The 19,212-nt window shown below is 71.9% G+C and carries 18 protein-coding genes and 1 pseudogene; 11 read left to right on the top strand and 8 right to left on the bottom strand.

Annotated features, from left to right (window positions below):
- Positions 1–17: 17 nt before the first annotated feature.
- Genes MM438_RS12090 through MM438_RS12080 form a run of 3 tightly spaced genes read left to right on the top strand, consistent with a single transcriptional unit; the run spans position 18 to position 3,792 of the window.
- Positions 18–1,238: a thiamine pyrophosphate-dependent dehydrogenase E1 component subunit alpha gene (locus MM438_RS12090; protein ID WP_241452799.1), complete on the top strand. Its 1,221-nt coding sequence runs from the start codon at positions 18–20 to the stop codon at positions 1,236–1,238.
- Positions 1,235–2,317 (top strand): alpha-ketoacid dehydrogenase subunit beta, encoded by a 1,083-nt coding sequence (locus MM438_RS12085; protein WP_241452797.1) that lies wholly within the window; start codon positions 1,235–1,237, stop codon positions 2,315–2,317. Before MM438_RS12090 ends, MM438_RS12085 begins: the two co-directional genes overlap by 4 nt.
- A complete protein-coding gene (locus tag MM438_RS12080) occupies positions 2,314–3,792 on the top strand; it encodes a dihydrolipoamide acetyltransferase family protein (RefSeq protein WP_241452795.1) in 1,479 nt (492 codons plus the stop codon). Before MM438_RS12085 ends, MM438_RS12080 begins: the two co-directional genes overlap by 4 nt.
- A 97-nt stretch (positions 3,793–3,889) precedes the next feature.
- Here the strand turns inward: MM438_RS12080 and MM438_RS12075 are convergent, their stop codons facing one another.
- From MM438_RS12075 to MM438_RS12065, 3 genes are read right to left on the bottom strand one after another with little or no spacing between them, the layout of a single operon-like run.
- Complete coding sequence (locus tag MM438_RS12075) at positions 3,890–4,837, bottom strand: MOSC domain-containing protein (RefSeq protein ID WP_241452794.1); 948 nt, start codon at positions 4,835–4,837, stop codon at positions 3,890–3,892.
- Positions 4,834–5,496 carry a carbonic anhydrase gene (locus MM438_RS12070; protein ID WP_241452793.1) on the bottom strand — a complete coding sequence of 221 codons (663 nt, stop codon included), beginning with the start codon at positions 5,494–5,496 and terminating at the stop codon, positions 4,834–4,836. Before MM438_RS12070 ends, MM438_RS12075 begins: the two co-directional genes overlap by 4 nt.
- Positions 5,493–7,196, bottom strand: coding sequence for a fumarate hydratase (locus MM438_RS12065; RefSeq protein WP_241452791.1), 1,704 nt, complete (start codon positions 7,194–7,196; stop codon positions 5,493–5,495). Before MM438_RS12065 ends, MM438_RS12070 begins: the two co-directional genes overlap by 4 nt.
- Positions 7,197–7,523: 327 nt before the next feature.
- On the opposite strand from MM438_RS12065, the gene MM438_RS12060 reads away from it, so the two are divergent.
- The 6 genes from MM438_RS12060 (at position 7,524) to MM438_RS12035 (ending at position 12,410) form a co-directional block, all read left to right on the top strand.
- The gene (locus tag MM438_RS12060) at positions 7,524–8,867 is read left to right on the top strand and encodes an ABC transporter substrate-binding protein (protein ID WP_241452790.1); all 1,344 of its coding nucleotides are present in this window, start codon (positions 7,524–7,526) and stop codon (positions 8,865–8,867) included.
- An 8-nt stretch (positions 8,868–8,875) separates the two neighbouring features.
- Positions 8,876–10,036 carry a carbohydrate ABC transporter permease gene (locus tag MM438_RS12055; protein WP_241452789.1) on the top strand — a complete coding sequence of 387 codons (1,161 nt, stop codon included), beginning with the start codon at positions 8,876–8,878 and terminating at the stop codon, positions 10,034–10,036.
- Between the two features lie 77 nt (positions 10,037–10,113).
- Positions 10,114–10,962, top strand: coding sequence for a carbohydrate ABC transporter permease (locus tag MM438_RS12050; protein WP_241453470.1), 849 nt, complete (start codon positions 10,114–10,116; stop codon positions 10,960–10,962).
- A 137-nt stretch (positions 10,963–11,099) separates the two neighbouring features.
- Entirely contained in the window at positions 11,100–11,303 is a 204-nt protein-coding gene (locus MM438_RS12045) for a hypothetical protein (RefSeq protein WP_241452788.1), read from the top strand.
- A 49-nt stretch (positions 11,304–11,352) separates the two neighbouring features.
- Entirely contained in the window at positions 11,353–12,021 is a 669-nt protein-coding gene (locus MM438_RS12040) for a DUF4245 family protein (RefSeq protein WP_241452784.1), read from the top strand.
- Between the two features lie 152 nt (positions 12,022–12,173).
- Positions 12,174–12,410, top strand: a complete 237-nt coding sequence (locus MM438_RS12035) for an exodeoxyribonuclease VII small subunit (protein WP_241452783.1) — start codon at positions 12,174–12,176, stop codon at positions 12,408–12,410.
- Between the two features lie 94 nt (positions 12,411–12,504).
- Here MM438_RS12035 and xseA read toward each other — a convergent pair whose 3' ends face one another.
- The 5 genes and pseudogenes from xseA to MM438_RS16960 form a co-directional block, all read right to left on the bottom strand.
- Complete coding sequence (gene xseA, locus MM438_RS12030; protein WP_241452782.1) at positions 12,505–13,731, bottom strand: exodeoxyribonuclease VII large subunit; 1,227 nt, start codon at positions 13,729–13,731, stop codon at positions 12,505–12,507.
- Positions 13,732–14,131: 400 nt separating this feature from the next.
- Entirely contained in the window at positions 14,132–14,611 is a 480-nt protein-coding gene (locus MM438_RS12025) for a class I SAM-dependent methyltransferase (RefSeq protein WP_241452781.1), read from the bottom strand.
- Between the two features lie 105 nt (positions 14,612–14,716).
- Positions 14,717–15,604, bottom strand: a complete 888-nt coding sequence (locus tag MM438_RS12020) for an endonuclease domain-containing protein (RefSeq protein WP_241452780.1) — start codon at positions 15,602–15,604, stop codon at positions 14,717–14,719.
- Positions 15,605–15,711: 107 nt separating this feature from the next.
- A pseudogene (locus MM438_RS16965) lies at positions 15,712–16,184 on the bottom strand (transposase).
- Between the two features lie 28 nt (positions 16,185–16,212).
- Complete coding sequence (locus tag MM438_RS16960) at positions 16,213–16,608, bottom strand: IS5 family transposase (protein WP_277627934.1); 396 nt, start codon at positions 16,606–16,608, stop codon at positions 16,213–16,215.
- Between the two features lie 138 nt (positions 16,609–16,746).
- Between MM438_RS16960 and MM438_RS12010 the strand changes: the two genes are divergently transcribed.
- Both MM438_RS12010 and ord read left to right on the top strand, forming a co-directional pair.
- On the top strand, positions 16,747–17,754 hold the full coding sequence (locus MM438_RS12010; RefSeq protein WP_241452779.1) for a 4-hydroxy-3-methylbut-2-enyl diphosphate reductase: 1,008 nt from the start codon (positions 16,747–16,749) through the stop codon (positions 17,752–17,754).
- A 327-nt stretch (positions 17,755–18,081) separates the two neighbouring features.
- The gene (gene ord, locus MM438_RS12005; RefSeq protein ID WP_241452778.1) at positions 18,082–19,119 is read left to right on the top strand and encodes a 2,4-diaminopentanoate dehydrogenase; all 1,038 of its coding nucleotides are present in this window, start codon (positions 18,082–18,084) and stop codon (positions 19,117–19,119) included.
- The last annotated feature ends 93 nt before the right edge of the window (positions 19,120–19,212 follow it).

Raw genomic sequence — 19,212 nt, 5'->3', positions numbered from 1 at the left:
CGTGGAGGTCGTCGACGATGACACCCGAGCAGGCCCCGACCGGGCCCGCCGCCGCGGACCGGGTCGCCGGGAGGGCTGCCGCACAGGCGGCCCGGACCGGGGGGTCCGAGCAGGAGCAGCACCACGAGCCCTTCCAGCGAGGACTGATCCCGGCCCCGGAGCCGGTGCGCTTCCTGGACGACGCGGGCAACCGGGTGGAGCCGATCACGGACGACTACACCGAGCCCGAGCCGGAGCAGCTCGTCGAGGCCTACCGCAAGATGGTGGTCGGCCGGCGCTTCGACATCCAGGCGACGGCGCTGACCAAGCAGGGGCGCCTCGCGGTCTACCCCTCCTCCCGCGGCCAGGAGGCCTGCCAGGTGGGGGCGATGCTCGCGTTGCAGGACGGCGACTGGGTCTTCCCGACCTACCGCGACTCGGTCGCCCTGGTCTCCCGCGGCATCGACCCGGTCGAGGTCCTGACGCTGCTGCGCGGCGACCAGCACTGCGGGTATGACGTCGCGAAGACGCACGTGGCCGCCCAGTGCACCCCGCTGTCCACCCAGCTGCTGCACGCGGCCGGCGTCGCCCACGGCGAGCAGCGCCGCGGACGGGACACGGTGGCGCTGGCCTTCATCGGGGACGGCGCGACGAGCGAGGGCGACTTCCACGAGGGGCTGAACTTCGCCGCGGTCTTCCAGGTGCCCGCGGTCTTCGTGGTGCAGAACAACGGCTGGGCCATCTCGGTACCGCTCAGCAAGCAGACCAAGGCGCCGTCGCTGGCCTACAAGGGGATCGGCTACGGCGTGGTCTGCGAGCAGGTCGACGGCAACGACGCGGTCGCCACCCTCGCGGTGCTCAACAAGGCCGTGGCCTGGGCCCGGGCGGGCAAGGGACCGGTGCTCGTCGAGCTGCACACCACCCGCCTCGAGGCGCACACCAACGCCGACGACCACCTGCGCTACCGCACCCCCGAGGAGCTGGAGGCGATCGCGCACGAGGACGCGGTGGCCCGGCTCGAGGCCTACCTGCGCAGCCGGGGTCTGGTCGACGACGCCTTCGTCGAGGAGTGCAAGGCCGAGGGCGAGCGCCTTGCCGCCGACCTGCGCGAGCGGATGAACGCCGACCCGGTGACCAGCCCCGACGACCTGTTCGTCCACGTCTACTCCGAGCCGACGCCGCAGCTGCGCGAGCAGCAGGAGATGCTGCACGCCGAGCTGGCCGCCGAGGCCGACACCGACGAGGAGGGCGCCCGATGAGCGCCGCGACCTTTGCCTCCGCGCTCAACCGGGCGCTCGCCGACGCCATCGTCGCCTCCGAGGACGTCCTCGTCTTCGGCGAGGACGTGGGCGTGGCCGGCGGCGTCTTCCGGATCACCGACGGCCTCGCCGCGACCTACGGCGAGGAGCGGTGCTTCGACACCCCGCTCGCCGAGTCCGGCATCGTGGGCTTCGGGATCGGGCTGTGCCTCGCCGGGTTCCGGCCCGTCGTGGAGATGCAGTTCGACGCCTTCGCCTACCCGGCCTTCGAGCAGATCGCCTCGCACGTCGCCAAGATGCGCAACCGCACCCGCGCCTCGGTGACCGTGCCGATGACGATCCGGGTCCCCTTCGCCGGCGGCATCGGGGGAGTGGAGCACCACTGCGACTCCTCCGAGGCGTACTACGTCGCGACCCCCGGGCTCAAGGTCGTCACCCCCGCCACGGTCGAGGACGCCTACCTGCTCCTCCGGGCAGCCATCGACTGCCCCGATCCCGTGGTCTTCATGGAGCCCAAGCGGCTCTACTGGTCCAAGGACGACGTCGACCTCGACGACCTGTCCGCCCGCTGGGGCACCGGCGAGCTCACCTGGGACCAGGTCATGGGGCGGGCGGCCGTGCGGCGACCCGCGACGACCGACCGGGCGGTGACCCTCGTCGCCTACGGCCCGACCCTGTCGGTCGCGCTGGAGACCGCTGACGCGGCCCGCGAGGAGGGCTGGGACGTCGAGGTGGTCGACGTGCGGTCCCTCGTGCCCTTCGACGACGAGACGATCGTGGCCTCGGTGCGGCGCACCGGTCGCTGCGTGGTGCTGCAGGAGGCGCAGGGCTTCGCCGGGGTCGGCGCCGAGATCGCCGCGCGCGTGCAGGAGCGCGCCTTCCACTCCCTGGCCGCGCCCGTCCTGCGGGTGACCGGCTTCGACGTGCCCTATCCCGCACCCAAGATCGAGCACCTGCACCTGCCGTCGGTCGACCGGGTGCTGGACGCCATCGCCCGGCTGCAGTGGGACGACCAGCCCGACATCCGCCACCTGGGCGGCGCGGCGGCCGGCTCCGAGGGTCTCGGGGGCGGGCGATGAGCGACAAGGTCTTCCTGCTGCCCGACCTCGGCGAGGGACTGACCGAGGCCGAGGTCGTCAGCTGGCTGGTCGGGGTCGGTGACCAGGTCACCGTCGACCAGCCCATCGCCACCGTCGAGACCGCCAAGGCACAGGTCGAGCTGCCCTGCCCGTATGCCGGCACGGTGGTCACCCTGCACGGCGACGCCGGCCAGGTCATGGACGTGGGCAAGCCCTTCATCACCGTGGCCGTGGGGGCCCCGGGCGACGCGACGACGGGCTCCGGCACCGCCGACGGCGCCACCGCCCCCAGCGGCCAGCCCGTCGAGGACTACCGCGAGGAGGAACGCGCCGGGTCGGGCAACGTACTCATCGGCTACGGCACCTCCGAGGGCTCGCGCACCCGCCGTCGTCGGGCGGGCGTGCCCACCCGGGCGGCCGCCGGGTCCTCGCTGCCCTCGTCCGGTCCGGCCGTGCCCGACGCGGACCTCCCCACCGTCGACGCGCCCGGCGAGGTCGCGGCGGGCGGCGCGCGCGTCGTCGGCCAGCAGCCAGGGGTGAGCGCCGGGGCCGGTGACGCCGAGGTGTCCAGCCGGCCGGGGTCCGCCATACGCGTCATCTCCCCGCTCGTCCGCACCCTCGCCGCCGAGCACGGTGTCGACCTGCGCACGGTCACGCCCACCGCTCCCGGCGGGGTGATCCGGCGCGTGGACGTGATGGCCGCGGTCGAGCGCCGCGCCCAGGGCGGGCAGGAGGCCCGGGCCCAGGCCGCGCCGGACCCCGCCGCGCGCCCCACCTCCGGTCAGGACCGCCGGATCCCGCTGACCGGGATCCGGGGGACCATCGCGGCCCGGCTCGCGACCTCGCGGCGCGAGATCCCGGACGCGACCACCTGGGTCGACGTCGACGCGACCGAGTTCCTCGCGGTCCGCAAGCAGCTCGCCGAGGCGCGGCCCGAGGCCCGCATCGGGGTGCTCGCCCTGCTGGCGCGGGTCATGGTCGCGGGGCTGCGGACGTTCCCCGAGCTCAACTCCACGATGGACACGGCCGCCGGCGAGGTCGTCGTCCGCGGCGACATCAACCTGAGCTTCGCGGCGCAGTCGCCGCGCGGGCTCGTCGTGCCGGTCGTCCACGGCGCCGGCGGGATGTCGCTGGAGCAGCTGTCGCTGGCGCTGCGGGACCTGACGGACAAGGCGATGGCCGGGACGCTGTCGCCCGCGGAGATGACCGGCGGCACCTTCACGCTCAACAACTACGGCGGCTACGGCGTCGACGGATCGACCCCGATCATCAACCACCCCGAGGCCGCGATGATCGGTGTGGGGCGGATGATCGACAAGCCCTGGGTCGTCGACGGGCAGCTCGCGGTCCGCAAGGTCGGCACCATCGGGCTGACCTTCGACCACCGGGTGTGTGACGGCGGCACGGCAGGCGGGTTCATCCGCTACGTCGCCGACTGCCTGGAGCGCCCGGCGACCCTGCTGCTCGACCTCTGAGCGCCGAGGAGGGGCCCGCACCGATCTCGGTGCGGGCTCCTCGCGGTCGTGCCCCGCGGCGCGGCGCACCGTCGACGCCCCGGACCGTGGGTGTCGGTCAGGGCGATGGCACGACCGGGTCGCCGAGGTGCAACGTGCCGGTGGACTCGGGCACCAGGTTGACGCCGAAGACGATCCGCCCGCCGATGGTGTTGTGGGCAGCGATCGACCGCAGCGGCTCCTTGGTCTTGGCGAGGGTCACCGGGTCGTAGGTCGTCATGACGCAGCGGCCGCAGTGCTTGGCCATCCGGAAGGTCACCTCGCCGATGCGGACCCGGTCCCAGCCCTGCTCCACGAGCGGCTCGAGGGCCCCGTCGACCACGACGTTGGGTCGGAACCGCGCCATCGTCAGCGGCACCGGACCGGTGCCCTGCTCCCGAGCCGCGTCGTCGACCCACCGCTGCACCAGCCCGAGCGAGGCGGTCGTGGTGAGCAGGAGCGGGAAGCCGTCCTGGTAGACGACCGTCTCGCCGGGCTCCGCGTGGTCGAGGTCGATCTGGCGGTCCTGCGGGTCGTCGCACCACAGCAGGCGCACCGGCCGTCCCACGACCTCGGCCAGCCAGGCGTCGGCGGCGGGCACGTGGCGCCCGCGGACGTCGGCCCCCCAGATCGTGCTGGGCAGGTATGACGTCCCGTCCGCCGTCACCTCCAGCGCGGGTCGGCCTGGGGCGGCCAGTCGGAGCCGGGGCTCGTCCAGGCCGCCCGCCGGGGTCGCGGTGACGTGGAGCAGGAGCGGGTCCTTGCGGGCTGTCACCATCTGGCCGTCGGTCTCGACGAGCATCCACCGCCGGTCGCCTCGCAGCCCCCAGGGGTCGACGTGCGCCTCGTCGAGGGGGAGCGGGGCCGCCGACTTGAGCGGGTGCACCCGCAGCGCCGACACGTGGGGCGCCGACACGTGGGGCGCCGCCGCGTCGGCCGCGGGGGCGACGCCGACCCGGGAGGCATCGGCCCTCCGGTCGGCGTCGTCCGGTGTGGCGTCGACCGCCTGGGAGGTGCCCGCCGTCATACGGGCCGGACACCGGGGCGCAGGTCCCCGATGTCGCCGACGTGGTCGATGTAGTGGACGTCGCCCTCGGCGAGCCGGTAGTTGATGCCGACGATCGCCAGGCGACCGGAGCGGATCTGGTCCTGGACGAGGGTGGAGCGCTCGGCCAGCATCCGCACGGTGCGGCGGACGTGCCAGGCGCCGATCTCCTCGGCGCTCGCCTGGGGGCCGTGCTGGCTGCGGGCCTGGACGACGGAGGGCATGACCTTCTCGACCAGGTCGCGCATGTAGCCGCCGGGGATCTCGCCGCTGTCGGTGGCGGAGATCCCGGCCTTGACCGCACCGCAGGCGTCGTGGCCCATGACCACGACGAGCGGGGTGCCGAGGACACCGGCGCCGAACTCCAGGGAGCCGACCACGCAGGGGTCCAGGACGTGCCCGGCCGTGCGCACGACGAAGAGGTCGCCGAGTCCCTGGTCGAAGATCATCTCGGCGGCGACCCGGGAGTCCGCGCAGCCGAAGAGCACCGCGAACGGCCGCTGGCCCGAGGCGAGCTCGGAGCGGTGGTCGACGTCCTGGTTGGGGTGCAGGCGCTCGCCGGCGACGAAGCGGCGGTTGCCCTCGAGCAGCCAGCGCCAGGCCTCGGCCGGGGAGCCCGGACGTGGTCCGGCGGCGGTCATCCGTCCAGTCCCGGGCGCTTCTGGATGGTCATGGCGACGGGCTTGGCGAACTCCGCGAAGAAGTCGTTGCCCTTGTCGTCGACCACGATGAAGGCCGGGAAGTCCTCGACCTCGATCTTCCAGACGGCCTCCATCCCGAGCTCGGGGTACTCCAGCACCTCGACGTTCTTGATGCAGTCCTGGGCGAGGCGGGCGGCGGGGCCGCCGATGGACCCGAGGTAGAAGCCGCCGTGCTTCTGGCAGGCCTCGGTGACCTGCGTGGAGCGGTTGCCCTTGGCCAGCATGACCATCGATCCGCCGGCGGCCTGGAACTGGTCGACGTAGGAGTCCATGCGCCCGGCCGTGGTGGGGCCGAAGGAGCCGGACGGCATGCCCTCGGGGGTCTTGGCGGGGCCGGCGTAGTAGACCGGGTGGTCCTTGAGGTACTGCGGCATCTCCTCGCCGGCGTCCAGGCGCTCGCGGATCTTGGCGTGGGCGATGTCGCGGGCGACGACCAGGGTGCCGGTCAGCGACAGGCGGGTCTTGATCGGGTGCTTGCTGAGCTCGGCGCGGATCTCGTCCATCGGCCGGGACAGGTCGATCTCGACCACGTCCGGCGTGCCCGCGCCCTCCTCTCCTTCCTCGACGAGGTGCTCGTCGGTGTTGTCGGGGAGGAACTGGCCGGGCTCCATCTCGAGCTGCTCGATGAAGACGCCCTCGGGGGTGATCTTGGCGCGGCACTGACGGTCGGCCGAGCAGGAGACGGCGATGGCGACGGGCAGCGAGGCGCCGTGGCGCGGGAGACGGATCACGCGCACGTCGTGGCAGAAGTACTTGCCGCCGAACTGCGCGCCGATGCCCTGCCTGCGGGTGAGCTCGAGGACCTGCTCCTCCATCTCCAGGTCGCGGAAGCCGCGGCCGGTGGCGGGGTTGCCGGTGGTGGGCATGGTGTCGAGGTAGCGCGCGGAGGCGTACTTCGCGGTCTTGAGGGCGAACTCGGCGGAGGTGCCGCCCACGACGATCGCCAGGTGGTAGGGCGGGCAGGCGGCGGTGCCGAGGCCGCGGATCTTCTCGTCCAGGAACGTCATCATGGCGTCCGGGTTGAGGATCGCCTTGGTCTCCTGGAAGAGGTACGACTTGTTGGCGGAGCCGCCGCCCTTGGCCATGAACAGGAAGGAGTACTCTGTCTCGTGGCCGCGCTCGGTGTCGGCGTAGATCTCGATCTGCGCCGGCAGGTTGTTGCCGGTGTTCTTCTCGTCCCACATGGTGACCGGGGCGTTCTGCGAGTAGCGCAGGTTGAGTGCGGTGTAGGCGTCGAAGATGCCGCGCGACAGGGGCTCCTCGTCGACGCCCTCGGTCAGCACGTGCTGGCCGCGCTCGCCCTTGACGATGGCGGTGCCGGTGTCCTGGCACATGGGCAGCACGCCGGACGCGGCGATGTTGGCGTTCTTGAGCAGGTCCAGGGCGACGAACTTGTCGTTGTTGCTCGCCTCGGGGTCGTCGAGGATCTTGCGCAGCTGGGCCAGGTGGCCGGGGCGCAGGTAGTGCGCGATGTCGTGCATGGCGGTCTCGGCCAGCAGCCGCAGCGCCTCGGGGGCGACCTTGAGGAACTGGCGGCCGTCGGGACCGTCGACCAGCTCCACGCCCTCGGAGGTGAGCTTGCGGTAGGGCGTCTCGTCGTGACCGTGTCCCAGGATGGCTTCGTAGGCGAACTCGGGCATGTGACTGGACTCCTGCTCCTCGGGCGGGGCAGCGCGGGGCTGCCATCTCTCGGCCCCAGCCTAGGCCCGGGTGCCGCGCCGTGACGCGGTGGGGAGCGCGTGATGAGGGCCGCCGGTCGGCATACCGCCGGAGGGTCGGGAGAACGCCCCCCGGTCACAGGATCGTTGCAGGAGTTCACTCCCCGTTGACGGAACGTTCAAAGAACTTGATAGTGATGGGGACAAAACCGTCAAAGTCCGCCCGCAGCGTCGCGTGCCTCCCCGATCTCCCTGCCGTGCGCGCGACGCCCGTCGTGCGGCTGAGCAGGGATGAGGAATGCCATGCGGATGCGCACGCTCTCCACCGCCGCCCTCCTGTGCGGCGTCGTGGCGATGTCCACCAGCGCCTGCCTGCAGAACCCGGCCTCGACCGGCGGTGACAGCGCCGGCGGACTGAACGGCGCGGTCAAGGGCGGCAGCGCGGTCGGCGACAAGGAGGTCACGATCCTCGGTGCCTTCGGTGGTGACGAGGAGAAGCTCTTCACCGAGTCGCTCAAGAAGTTCCAGGAGCGCAGCGGCATCACGGTGAAGTACGTCGGTGACCAGGACTTCGCCACCACGATCAAGTCCAAGGCCAGCTCCGGCGACTCGCCCGACATCGGCCTCTTCCCCCAGCCCGGCGGTCTCCTCGAGATGGCCGCCCAGGGCAAGATCCAGCCGATCGACTCCTACCTGGACTACGACAAGCTCAACAGCTCGCTGGTCCCCGGCTTCATGGACGCCTCGCGCTACAAGGGCCGCGTCTACGGCGCGCCGATGCGCATGGCCGTGAAGTCGATCATCTGGTACCCGAAGGCCGCCTACACCGCGGGCGGCTACGACAAGGCGCCCGCCACCGTGCAGGACGTCTACACGGTCGCCGACCAGATCAAGGCCAAGGGCATCGCCCCCTGGTGCATCGCCTGGAACTCCGACCAGGCCACCGGCTGGGTCGGCACCGACTGGCTGGAGGAGTACGTCCTGCGGATGTACGGCCCCGAGGTCTACGACCGGTGGACCTCGCACAAGATCCCGTTCAACGACCCGCGCATCGTCAAGGCCCTCGACGAGCTCGGCAAGATCTACAAGGCCCCGGGCATGGTGTATGGCGGGAACAAGGCCGTCCTCAGCACCAAGTTCGGCCTGGCCATGACGCCCGCGTTCAGCAACCCCCCGAGGTGCATGCTGCACCGCCAGGGGAACTTCGCGACGACGTTCTACCCCAAGAACGTCCAGGCCGACCTGGACAACCAGGTGGGCACCTATCCCTTCCCGGCCTTCGCGGGCGGCTACAAGGGCAAGCCGATCCTCGGCGGTGGTGACCTGGCCGCGCTGTTCAACGGGACCGACCCCGACGCCAAGAAGGTCATGGAGTTCCTGTCCTCCGACGCTTTCGGCGCCGAGTGGGCCAGAGCCGGCGGCTGGCTGTCGCCGCACAAGACCTTCGACATGAAGAACTACCCGGACGAGACGACCCGCAACGTCGCCACGATGGCGACCACCGCCGACGTCTTCCGCTTCGACGGCTCGGACCTGATGCCCAAGGAGGTCGGCTCCGGCACCTTCTGGACCGGCATGGTCGACTGGGTCAACGGCACCAAGAGCTCCCAGCAGGTCGCCGACGCCATCGAGCAGAGCTGGCCCCAGCGATGAGCACGGCCGTGGATCGCGCCCCCGCCTCGCCGTCCGCACCCGGTGGCACCGACCCTCTCGCCGGGCCGGTGGACGACGGTCGGCTCTCGCCCGCCCGGCTGGTCCTCGGCCTGGTCGGCATGGGCGTCGTCGTCTGGGCCGTCGCCAACCTCTTCCTGGCGCTCGCGTACTACCCCCAGTGGTTCGGCAGCTCCAAGGTCCTCATCGGCCTGATCGCCCTCGCCGCGGGCGTCGGTGGGGCCTTCCTGCTGTTCTTCTTCCTCAACGTCTTCGTCGAGGCGCTGCCCCGCAAGATGTCCGAAGGCCTGATCCCCTACGCCTTCCTGCTGCCGGGCTTCGGCCTGATGGCGCTGATGCTGCTCTACCCGACGGTCCAGACGATCGTCTACTCCTTCGCCAACAACGACAGCACGGCGTGGGTCGGGGCCAAGAACTACCAGGACGTCTTCGGCGACCAGGGCTTCCGGGAGTCCCTGCTCAACAACTTCCTGTGGCTGCTGATCGTCCCGGCGTCCACCGTGGCGCTCGGCGTCGTGGTCGCCGTCCTCGCCGACAAGCTCTCGCCGCAGGGGGAGAAGCTCGCCAAGTCGGCGATCTTCCTGCCCATGGCGATCAGCTTCGTCGGTGCGTCGGCGATCTGGAACCTCGTGTATGCCTGGAACCCCGAGGGCACCTCGCAGACCGGTCTGCTCAACGCGATGTACACCGCCCTCGGCGGGAGCCCGCAGACCTGGCTGACGATCTCCTCGGGCCGCCTCAACTCGCTGCTGCTGATGATCATCCTGGTCTGGCTGCAGGTGGGCTTCGCGATGGTGCTGCTGTCGTCGGCGATCAAGGGTGTGCCGGACGACACGCTCGAGGCCGCCCGCATCGACGGCGCCAACGAGTGGCAGATCTTCTGGAAGGTCGTCATCCCGCAGATCTGGGGCACGATCCTCAGCGTCTTCATCACCACGGTGATCCTCGTGCTCAAGGTCTTCGACATCGTCTACGTCCTCACCAACGGGCGCGACAAGACCAATGTCATCGCGAACCTCTTCTTCAACGAGATGTTCGCCAACAGCAACGCGGGCAAGGCCTCGGCGATCGTCGTGATCCTGCTGATCCTGATCCTGCCGGTGCTGATCTACCAGGTGAAGATGTTCCGCGAGCAGGAGGCCAACCGATGAGCGCCCTGGCGACGACACCCTCGGCCCCCGCGGGCACCCCGGTCACCGAGCCCACGGCCCGCCGGCACCGCTCGGTCATGAAGGACGGGCGCCCCCGCAGCTGGGTGGCCATCGTCTCGATGGTGCTGATGTCCCTGCTGTGGTGCCTGCCCACCCTCGGCCTGCTGGTCACGTCCTTCCGCACCAAGGACGACGCGGCCACATCGGGCTGGTGGACGACGCTGCTCGACCCCTTCGGGGCGGGGTGGACGACCGGCAACTACGCCAAGGTCTTCGACCAGGCCGACATGGGCACCGCGCTGCTCAACTCCATCGTGGTGGCGATCCCCGCGACCATCCTGCCGATCATGTTCGCGGCCTTCGCGGCCTACGCCTTCACGTTCATGGACTTCACGGGCAAGGACGCGTTGTTCGTCATCATCGTCGCGGTGATGGTGGTCCCGATCCAGGTGGCCTTCCAGCCGCTGCTCGACCTGCTCGGGCCGCGACACCTGGGCATCTCCGGGCAGTACATCGCGGTCTGGCTGCTGCACACCGGCTTCGGCATGCCGCTGGCCGTCTACACCCTGCGCAACTACATGGCGACGCTGCCGCGCTCCATCGTCGAGTCGGCCAAGATCGACGGCTGCGGTCACTACCAGACCTTCTGGCGGCTGGTGTTCCCCATGTCGATGCCGGCGATCGCGGCGTTCGCCACGCTGCAGTTCCTGTGGGTGTGGAACGACCTGCTCATCGCCAAGCTGTTCCTGAAGTCCGACAACAGCACCGTGATCGTCAAGCTCCAGGGCCTGCTGGGCACCCAGGGCCAGGGTGCCGAGCTGCTGACGGCCGGAGCCTTCCTGTCGATGATCCTGCCGATGCTGGTCTTCGTCGTGCTGCAGCGCTTCCTGGTGCGCGGCATGACGGCAGGCGCGGTCAAGGGCTGATCCGCAGCACCCTCGCGGGGTCCGCGCCTCCCAGCCGGGGCGCGGACCCCGCGCCGGCACCACTCCCACCCAGCCGGCACCATTCCCACCCCGCCGGCACCGATCCGCCGCCCCGCCTCGCCACCCAGGAGGTCCTCGTGCGCGCTCCCGTCCGGGCCCTGCCAGCCGTCGCCGCCGTGGCGCTGGCCCTCGGCGCGTGCAGCGCGCCGGGCGAGGCGACCCGCGCGGCGAGCGACGAGACCCGCCGCATCGAGGTCAGGCATGCCTTCGGCGGCGACCAGGCGGCCGGCTTCCAGGAGGCGGTGGTCCGGCTGGACGCGACCCGGGCTCGCCGTGGGTGACGGCCTGTCGGGTTTGGGCAACGAGGGGTCCAGTCGCGACGATGGGCCCATGAGCACCAGCGCCACCGCCGACAGCAGCCCGCACCCGGAGCGGGCGGAGGGGCCCTTGCAGAGGGATCCCCGCCCGGAGGCGGACGCGCCGCGCGGGGGAGCCACGCAGGAGGCGCCCGCGCGCCCGGAGCCGCCCGCGCGCCGCAACCCGCACCTGCACGGCACCACGAAGTCGATGATCTGGTCCACGCTCGCGGTCACCGCCCTGGTCCTCGTGTTCTACGCCCTGGTGGTCCGCCCCGACCAGGTCGCCCGCCCGACCGTGGACGTGCGCGGCGTGGTCGGCGAGGCCCGCCGCGCGACCGGGTGGCAGCTCGGGACCGTCGAGGGCCTCGGAGGGGGCTGGGCTCCCACCGCGGCACGGCTCGAGCCGGGCGCCGACGGGCTGCGGACCTGGCAGGTGCGGTACGTCGAGGGTGAGCAGCACTACGTCGCGCTCACCCAGACCGCCAAGGCCACCCCGGGCTGGATCGACGCGCAGGTCAAGGGCCGGCCGTCCGCCGGCGCCGTGCGCGTCGGGTCGGTGCCGATGGACAGCTTCGCCTCCGCGGCGGGCTGCACCCTGGTGCGGCGGGGCGACGAGGGTCTGACCAGCGTGATCGAGACGGGAGAGAGCTGCGACCGGGCGATGGCGTATGCCGCGAAGGTGACCCCCGCGCTGCGCTGACCGGGCGCTGGGGTGCTGGGGCGGGTGGCCGCGCGCCGGGCCGGCGGGTGCCGTCCCGACCCGGCGCACTGACCCCGCCCCGCCGTAACCCGGCGCCGTACCGGCCGCCGCGTCGACCCGGCACGACCGCCCGCTGCACCTAGGGTGGACGCATGGCCGAGCAGACCCCCACGACCGAGCGCCCCGTCGACGAGCTGACCTACGAGGCGGCGCGGGACGAGCTCGTCTCGATCGTGTCGCGCCTGGAGGCTGGTCAGCTGCCCCTCGAGGAGAGCCTGCGGGTGTGGGAGCGCGGCGAGGCGCTGGCGGCGCACTGCGCGAGCTTCCTGGACCGGGCCGAGGCGCACCTCGCGGCGCAGGACGCCGAGGCCGCGGCGGACCAGGGCTGAGCGGGCTCGCCGCCCGCACGCCGAGGCGAGATTCACGCGCTGGGCGCAGACCGACGCGCTGCCCTGAGACGGGCCGCCCGCGCAGGCGCCCGGCTCAGCCCAGGACGGTGACCCCGAAGTCGCCGTCGGACACCCGCACCCGCAGCAGCTCCGCCGGCGCCACGTCCTCGCGGCCGGTGACCACCGAGCCGTCCTCGTGCTGCACCACGGCGTAGCCGCGCTCCAGCGTCCCGAGCGGCGACAGGGTCCGCAGGCGCCCGGCGACTCCCTCCAATCGGGCGCGGTCCCGCTGCACCGTCGACTCCACCCGGCGGGTGGCGCGGTCGACGAGGCGGGTGATCTCGTGGCGGCGCTGCGTCACCAGGGTGGTGGGGTCGGCCATCACCGGTCGCGAGAGGAGCGCGCTCAGGCCGCGGCGCTCGCGGTCGACATACGACCGGATCGCCCGCTCGAGCCGCTCGGAGGCGACGGACACGGTGCGCCGCTGCTCGGCGAGGTCGGGCACGACCCGCTTGCCCGCGTCGGTGGGGGTGGAGGCGCGCCAGTCGGCGACGTGGTCGAGCAGCGGGGTGTCCTCGTGGTGGCCGATGGCGCTGACGACGGGTGTGAGGCAGTCGGCGACCACGCGGACGAGCGCCTCGTTGCTGAAGGGCAGGAGGTCCTCGACGGCGCCGCCGCCGCGGGCGACCACGATGACGTCGACGTCGCCCATGGCGTCGAGCTCGCGGACCGCGGCGGACACCTCGGCGACCGCGCTCGCGCCCTGCACGGCGACCCGCCGGATCTCGAAGTCGACCGCGGGCCAACGGCGTCGGGCGTTCTCGACCACGTCGTGCTCGGCCTGGCTGGCCCGCCCGCAGACGAGGCCGACCCGGCGGGGGAGGAAGGGCAGCGGTCGCTTGCGGGCGGCGTCGAAGAGGCCCTCGGCGCGCAGCACCGACTTGAGGTGCTCGAGCCGGGCGAGGAGCTCGCCCACCCCGACGGCGCGGACCTGGCGACCCTCGAGCTGAAGGGTGCCGCGCCTGGTCCAGAAGGTCGGCTTGGCCTGCACCACCACGCGGGCGCCGTCGGCGAGCGGGGTGGGGAGCCGGTCGAGGACCTGCGTGGGGAGGGTCACCGACAGGGACATGTCGACGTCGGGATCGCGCAGCACGAGGAAGGCGAGCCCGGCGCCCGGGCGGCGGTTGAGCTGGACGACCTGCCCCTCGACCCACAGCCCGGACATCTTGTCGACGTAGTCCGCGATCTTCATCGAGAGCACGCGGACGGGCCACGGCTGCTCGGCCGTCGTCTGGTTGGCGCGCTCGGGGAGGGTGCTCACCCCCCGATCCTGCTGGCCATCAGGGGCAAGTGGGGGTGTTCGCGCGGCGTGTCGCGACCACGCGGGGCACGGCGTGCCGCGACCACTAGGGGCAAGTGGCGGGGTTTGCGCGGCGTGTCGCCGCCACTAGGGGCAAGTGGCGGGATTCCGGCGGGGCGGTTCCAGGGATCGTCGCGACGGGTGGGTCTGGCGGGGTCGAGCAGGGGCCTGGTGGCCTGGTCGAGCGGGGCGGGCCCGTTCTCCCGTCAGGGTGTATGCCGGGGCGGGGGGCTCAGCGGGGTGCTCGGACGAGACCGGTGCCCGGGCGAGCCAGGGTGCTCGGGGTGTCTCCGGCTCCGTGCAGCCCGCCCGCGGCAGCCCTGGTCGTCCTCGACGATCGATCGCCGAGCGGGGGGAGGTGTCAGCGAGCGAGCAGTCGCAGCGCGAGAAAGCCGGTCTCGGCGTCGAGCCGCTGGGCGAGAGCCGGGTCGAGGGCCGTCATCGACGGGGCAGGTCGCATCTCGACGATCCGCTCGACGAGGAAGCCGGCGCCCGTCACGTCGTCGACCTGCACGCCGAGGGGAGCGCGGCGGAAGACGACCGGCCAGTCGTCGCTCCAGACGTCGTGGCGCACCTCGTCGGTGAAGTAGGACCCGCCGATCCGGAGCCAGTCCGCGGTCGGATGAACCGTCCCGGCGACGTGTGCGCGTCGGGCGTCGAGCTCGCCGAGGTAGTGGCCGGCTCCGCACCCCGCGTCGAGGACGTCAAGGCCGCGGACGTCACCGACCAGGCCCAGGACGGCGGGTCGGTCGTAGTGCGCGTTGTAGGGGGAGACGGCGGAGTGGGTGGCGAAGGCGTCGGCGAAGCTCTCGTAGCCGTGCGGCATGGCGTCGGATGGCACCCGACCCTCATGCACACCTGGCTGCCTCGCCCTGGCGCGGGCGACGTGCCGCTGCCCCTGGCGGGATCCGGTCCTTCTCGGCATCGTCGTGATCGTCGGCGGTGCTCAGTCGGCGAGCGCCCGCGCCACCAGGGCCACCGTGGCCGCGGGGGTGCGCCGCACGTCGTCATACGTCAGCACGATCACGGTCCACCCTGCCGCCCGCATCCGGCGGAGCCGCCGGTGGTCGTGCTGCCACTGCGCCCGGTCGGTGCGGTGCTGGTCGCCGTCGTACTCCACGACCACCCGCGCCTGCTGCCACACCAGGTCGCCATACCCCAGGAAGACCCCGTCGTCGTCGGTGACGGGCACGTTGAGCTCGGGCTCGGGCAGTCCGCCGCGCACGAGCAGCAGGCGGGTCAGCGTCTCCATGGGGGAGGCGCTGTCGGGGCGAATCAGGGCGAGGGCCTCGACAGCACGGCGCCGCCCGCGGCTGAGCCGTGCGGCGGCGGCCCACAGGTTGTCGAGGGTCGCGCGGTGCTCCCGCGGCGGGAAGAGCGCGTCCCCCGCCACGATCAGCCGGTCGAGCGAGATCCGGCAGGCGAGGTCGGCCCAGGTGTCTGCGGCGGAGGTGACCTGGCCGCCGGCGGGGAGTGGGACGGTCTCGCGGCGGTCCAGGCCGGCGTGAGCGACGACGCCGCGGCGTCGGGGTTGGCGCACCGTGTCGGGGGTCATCACGTGGACGGGTTCGTCGGGGGTCCAGGGGGTGGGCAGCGGCAGGTCCCACAGCCGGGCTGCCGTGTCGTGGCTGAAGGCGCAACGCTCGGGCAGCACGAGGAGCAGGTCCTGGAGCCGGTCGTCGAGGGTGGCCGCGGGCAGGAGGGTGCGGACGGCGCGCGTGGGGGCGTGCAGGGCGGCGAGGCGCAGGGCGTGACGGTTCATGCCGGCGTCGTAGGCCTGGGCGACCGTGAACCGGGAGCCGAGCTGCGGGGGGATGACGATGTCTCTCGGCATACGCAGATCAAAGCAAACTGGGTCAAACGACCCTAAGCGCTATCCACAGGTGCGCGCGAGCTGCCACAAAGGGGCGCGACACGCCGTGGGATCACCGCCACTTGCCCCTAGGGCGTGTCTCTTAATGCTGGTAGCCAGAGGGTGATGGCGTGTAGGAGGATGCCGGCGCGGTAGGTGATGGCGAGCTTGTCGTAGCGGGTCGCGATGGCGCGCCATTGCTTGAAGCGTTCGAAACCGTTCTCGACGACGTGGCGTTTGGCGTACAGGCCAGGGTCGGTCTTCGGGGGCGCCCACCGGCAGAGCCGCGGCGTTTGCGGTTGGCGCGTTGGTCGCGGGGCTCGGCGATCGCGGTGGTGATCCCGCGCCGCCGGAGCAGCGCGCGGTGGGCTCGACTGGAGCAGGCCTTGTCGGCCATGACCGCGTCCGGGGTCGTGCGTGGGCGGCCCGGGCCTGGGCGCGGGACCCGTACGGCGTCGAGCAGGTTGGTGAACATCCGGCTGTCGCTGCCCTGACCAGGACCGAGCAGCACCGCGATCGGTCGCCCCTGGCCGTCGCACAGCTGGTGGACCTTCGTGGACAACCCGCCGCGTGACCTGCCGATGGCGTGGTCAGCCGGCTCGGACAGCAGATTCTTGTGATTCGACAGATCCCCCCGCGAGGCGGGTGGTGTTCGTCGCGTGCTGGTGGGCGCGGTTGATCGTGGAGTCGACAGCGACGTCCCAGTCGATGACCCCCGCCGCGTCCGCACGGGCCAGCAGAGCCGTCAGCACCCGGTCCCAGGTCCCGTCACCGGCGAACCGGCGGTGTCGCTTCCACACGGTCTGCCAGGGCCCGAACTCGCCCGGCAGGTCCCGCCACGCGATCCCGGTCCGGTACCGGTAGATGATCGGCTCGACCACGGTCCGGTGGTCACGAAATCGCCTGCCCCGCTTGCCATCCGCGCACGGCATGAACGGCTCGATCAGCACCCACTCGCTATCCGAGAGCACCTGCATCCGCGACATGACACCGACAATCGCGTGTCACCACGCTCACCTTTGGGAGACACGCCCTAGTGGCGGAAGCGGGGGCGGGAGGGGAGATCCCTGGGGGTGTATGCCGGAAGGGCGGCCGGGGTCGGGCGCTCGCCTAGGATTGGGGGGGTGACCGACCCGCAGCCCTCCGCCAAGCGCGTCCTGCTCGCCGCCCCTCGTGGCTACTGCGCCGGCGTCGACCGTGCCGTCGTGACCGTGGAGAAGGCGCTGGAGCTCTACGGCCCGCCGGTCTACGTGCGCAAGCAGATCGTCCACAACAAGCACGTGGTCTCCACGCTGGAGCGGCGTGGTGCGATCTTCGTGGACGAGACCGACGAGGTGCCCGAGGGCGCGACGGTCGTCTTCAGCGCCCACGGTGTCGCCCCCGTGGTCCACGACGAGGCCCGGGCGCTGAGCCTCAAGACCATCGACGCCACGTGCCCGCTGGTCACCAAGGTGCACCGCGAGGCCGTGCGCTTCGCCGACGAGGACTACGACATCCTGCTCATCGGCCACGAGGGTCACGAGGAGGTCGTGGGCACGAGCGGCGAGGCGCCCGAGCACATCACGATCGTGGACAACCCGGACGCCGTGGAGCACGTCGAGGTGCGTGACCCGGACAAGGTCGTGTGGCTGAGCCAGACCACGCTCAGCGTCGACGAGACCATGGAGACGGTGCGCCGGCTGCGCGCGAAGTTCCCGCGCCTGCAGGACCCGCCGAGCGACGACATCTGCTACGCCACGCAGAACCGTCAGCTCGCGGTCAAGCAGATGGCCCCGGACACCGACCTGATGATCGTGGTCGGCTCGCGCAACTCCTCCAACTCCGTGCGCCTGGTCGAGGTCGCCCTGGAGCACGGGGCGCGCGCCGGGCACCTGGTCGACTACGCCGACGAGATCGACGAGGCCTGGCTGGACGGGGTCACCACCGTGGGCGTCACGAGCGGCGCGAGCGTCCCCGAGGTGCTGGTGCGCGAGGTGCTGGACCGGCTGGCGGCGCGCGGCTATGCCGACGTCCACGCGGTCACGGCGGCCGAGGAGTCGCTGAGCTTCTCGCTGCCGATGGAGATCCGCAAGGACCTCAAGGCACGCGGCCAGTCCGACCGGGCGGCCGCGGCGGGCGGCGCGCTGCACTGACCCGTCGGGCTGCACCGGCCCGTCGCGCTGCGCTGACCCGGACCCCCGGCCCGGACCCCCGGCCCGGACCCCCGTCCAGGCCCCTGATCCGGGCTCTCGATCCGGTCCCCGATCGGCATACCCAACCACCCGCCCGCATGCCGAGAAGGTGTTGGCCTGCGTGGCGTCGGGACCGCCTGCATAACGTCACCCACCAGGGCAAACGTCGCCCGGATCCCGCTCACGGCAGGGTCATCCGCGCTGTGTATCCTCCGGGAAGAGGCGTCAGCGGTGACGGACCCCGAGGCATCCGGGGCGGCCGCGGGGCGCGGACCAAGGAGCATTGCGATGGAGCGAATCAGGGTCGTCCAGTGGGGCCTCGGCGCGATGGGCAGCGGCATGGCCAAGCTCATGGCGGGCAAGGAGGGCTTCCAGCTGGTCGGCGGCATCGACAGCCGCCCGGACTACGTCGGCAAGGACCTCGGTGAGGTCCTCGGCGTCGACCACCTCGGCGTCCAGGTCACCGACGACCCGGCGAGCGTGCTCGACAAGGACAAGGTCGACTGCGTCGTCATCGCCACGACCTCCTGGGTCGAGGAGCAGATGGACGACCTGCGCACCATCCTCAAGGCCGGCATCAACTGCGTCTCCATCGCCGAGGAGATGGCGTCCCCCGAGGCGCAGAGCCCCGAGCTGGCCAAGGAGCTCGACGAGCTCGCCAAGGCCAACGGCGTCTCGATCATCGGCACCGGCGTCAACCCGGGCCTGTCCATGGACATGCTGGTCGTCGCCCTGACCGCCGGCTGCCACGAGGTCACCTCGATCGAGGCCTCCCGCGTCAACGACCTGAGCCCCTACGGCCCGACCGTCATGCGCACGCAGGGCGTCGGCCTGTCCGAGGAGGAGTTCCTCAAGGGCGTCGAGGACGGCTCGGTCGACGGCCACATCGGCTTCCCCGAGTCGGCCCGGATGATCTCCGACGCGCTGGGCCTGGGCGTGGACCGCATCGAGCAGCGCCGCGAGCCGATCATCTCCACGGTCCGCCGCGAGACCCCCCACATCGTGGTCGAGCCGGGCATGGTCGCCGGCTGCAAGCAGACCCTCCTGGGCTACCGCGGCGACGAGGTCGTCCTCACCCTGATCCACCCCCAGCAGGTCCTCCCGGAGCTGGAGGGCCAGGGCACGGGCGACTACATCACCATCAAGGGCATGCCCGAGATCAACATGCAGATCACGCCGGAGTATGCCGGTGGCACGGCCACCAAGGGCATCGCGGTCAACTGCGTGCCCCGCATCGTCGAGGCCACCCCGGGCCTGAAGAACATGCTCGACATCCCGGTCCCCGCGGCCCTGATGGGCGCCTCGGCCTACCGCCGCCGCGTCTGACGTCCACGACCTGCCGGGGGTGGTCGGACTCGCCGGGCCTCGTCGCCCAGGCGGGTCCGACCGCCCCCGGCAGGGAAGAGAAGGAGAGATGGC

Source organism: Arsenicicoccus dermatophilus (genome assembly GCF_022568795.1).
Taxonomy (GTDB): domain Bacteria; phylum Actinomycetota; class Actinomycetes; order Actinomycetales; family Dermatophilaceae; genus Arsenicicoccus; species Arsenicicoccus dermatophilus.
This window is presented reverse-complemented; position numbering and strand designations above follow the sequence as displayed.

Coding starts and splice junctions, on each gene's coding strand:
- MM438_RS12020 (WP_241452780.1), bottom strand. CDS start 15,604: ATGCCGAGAGACATCGTCATCCCCCCGCAGCTCGGCTCCCGGTTCACG.
- ord (WP_241452778.1), top strand. CDS start 18,082: ATGGAGCGAATCAGGGTCGTCCAGTGGGGCCTCGGCGCGATGGGCAGC.
- MM438_RS12070 (WP_241452793.1), bottom strand. CDS start 5,496: ATGACCGCCGCCGGACCACGTCCGGGCTCCCCGGCCGAGGCCTGGCGC.
- MM438_RS16960 (WP_277627934.1), bottom strand. CDS start 16,608: ATGTCGCGGATGCAGGTGCTCTCGGATAGCGAGTGGGTGCTGATCGAG.
- MM438_RS12035 (WP_241452783.1), top strand. CDS start 12,174: ATGGCCGAGCAGACCCCCACGACCGAGCGCCCCGTCGACGAGCTGACC.
- MM438_RS12065 (WP_241452791.1), bottom strand. CDS start 7,196: ATGCCCGAGTTCGCCTACGAAGCCATCCTGGGACACGGTCACGACGAG.
- MM438_RS12085 (WP_241452797.1), top strand. CDS start 1,235: ATGAGCGCCGCGACCTTTGCCTCCGCGCTCAACCGGGCGCTCGCCGAC.
- MM438_RS12090 (WP_241452799.1), top strand. CDS start 18: ATGACACCCGAGCAGGCCCCGACCGGGCCCGCCGCCGCGGACCGGGTC.
- MM438_RS12040 (WP_241452784.1), top strand. CDS start 11,353: ATGAGCACCAGCGCCACCGCCGACAGCAGCCCGCACCCGGAGCGGGCG.
- MM438_RS12050 (WP_241453470.1), top strand. CDS start 10,114: ATGAAGGACGGGCGCCCCCGCAGCTGGGTGGCCATCGTCTCGATGGTG.
- MM438_RS12080 (WP_241452795.1), top strand. CDS start 2,314: ATGAGCGACAAGGTCTTCCTGCTGCCCGACCTCGGCGAGGGACTGACC.
- MM438_RS12075 (WP_241452794.1), bottom strand. CDS start 4,837: ATGACGGCGGGCACCTCCCAGGCGGTCGACGCCACACCGGACGACGCC.
- MM438_RS12060 (WP_241452790.1), top strand. CDS start 7,524: ATGCGCACGCTCTCCACCGCCGCCCTCCTGTGCGGCGTCGTGGCGATG.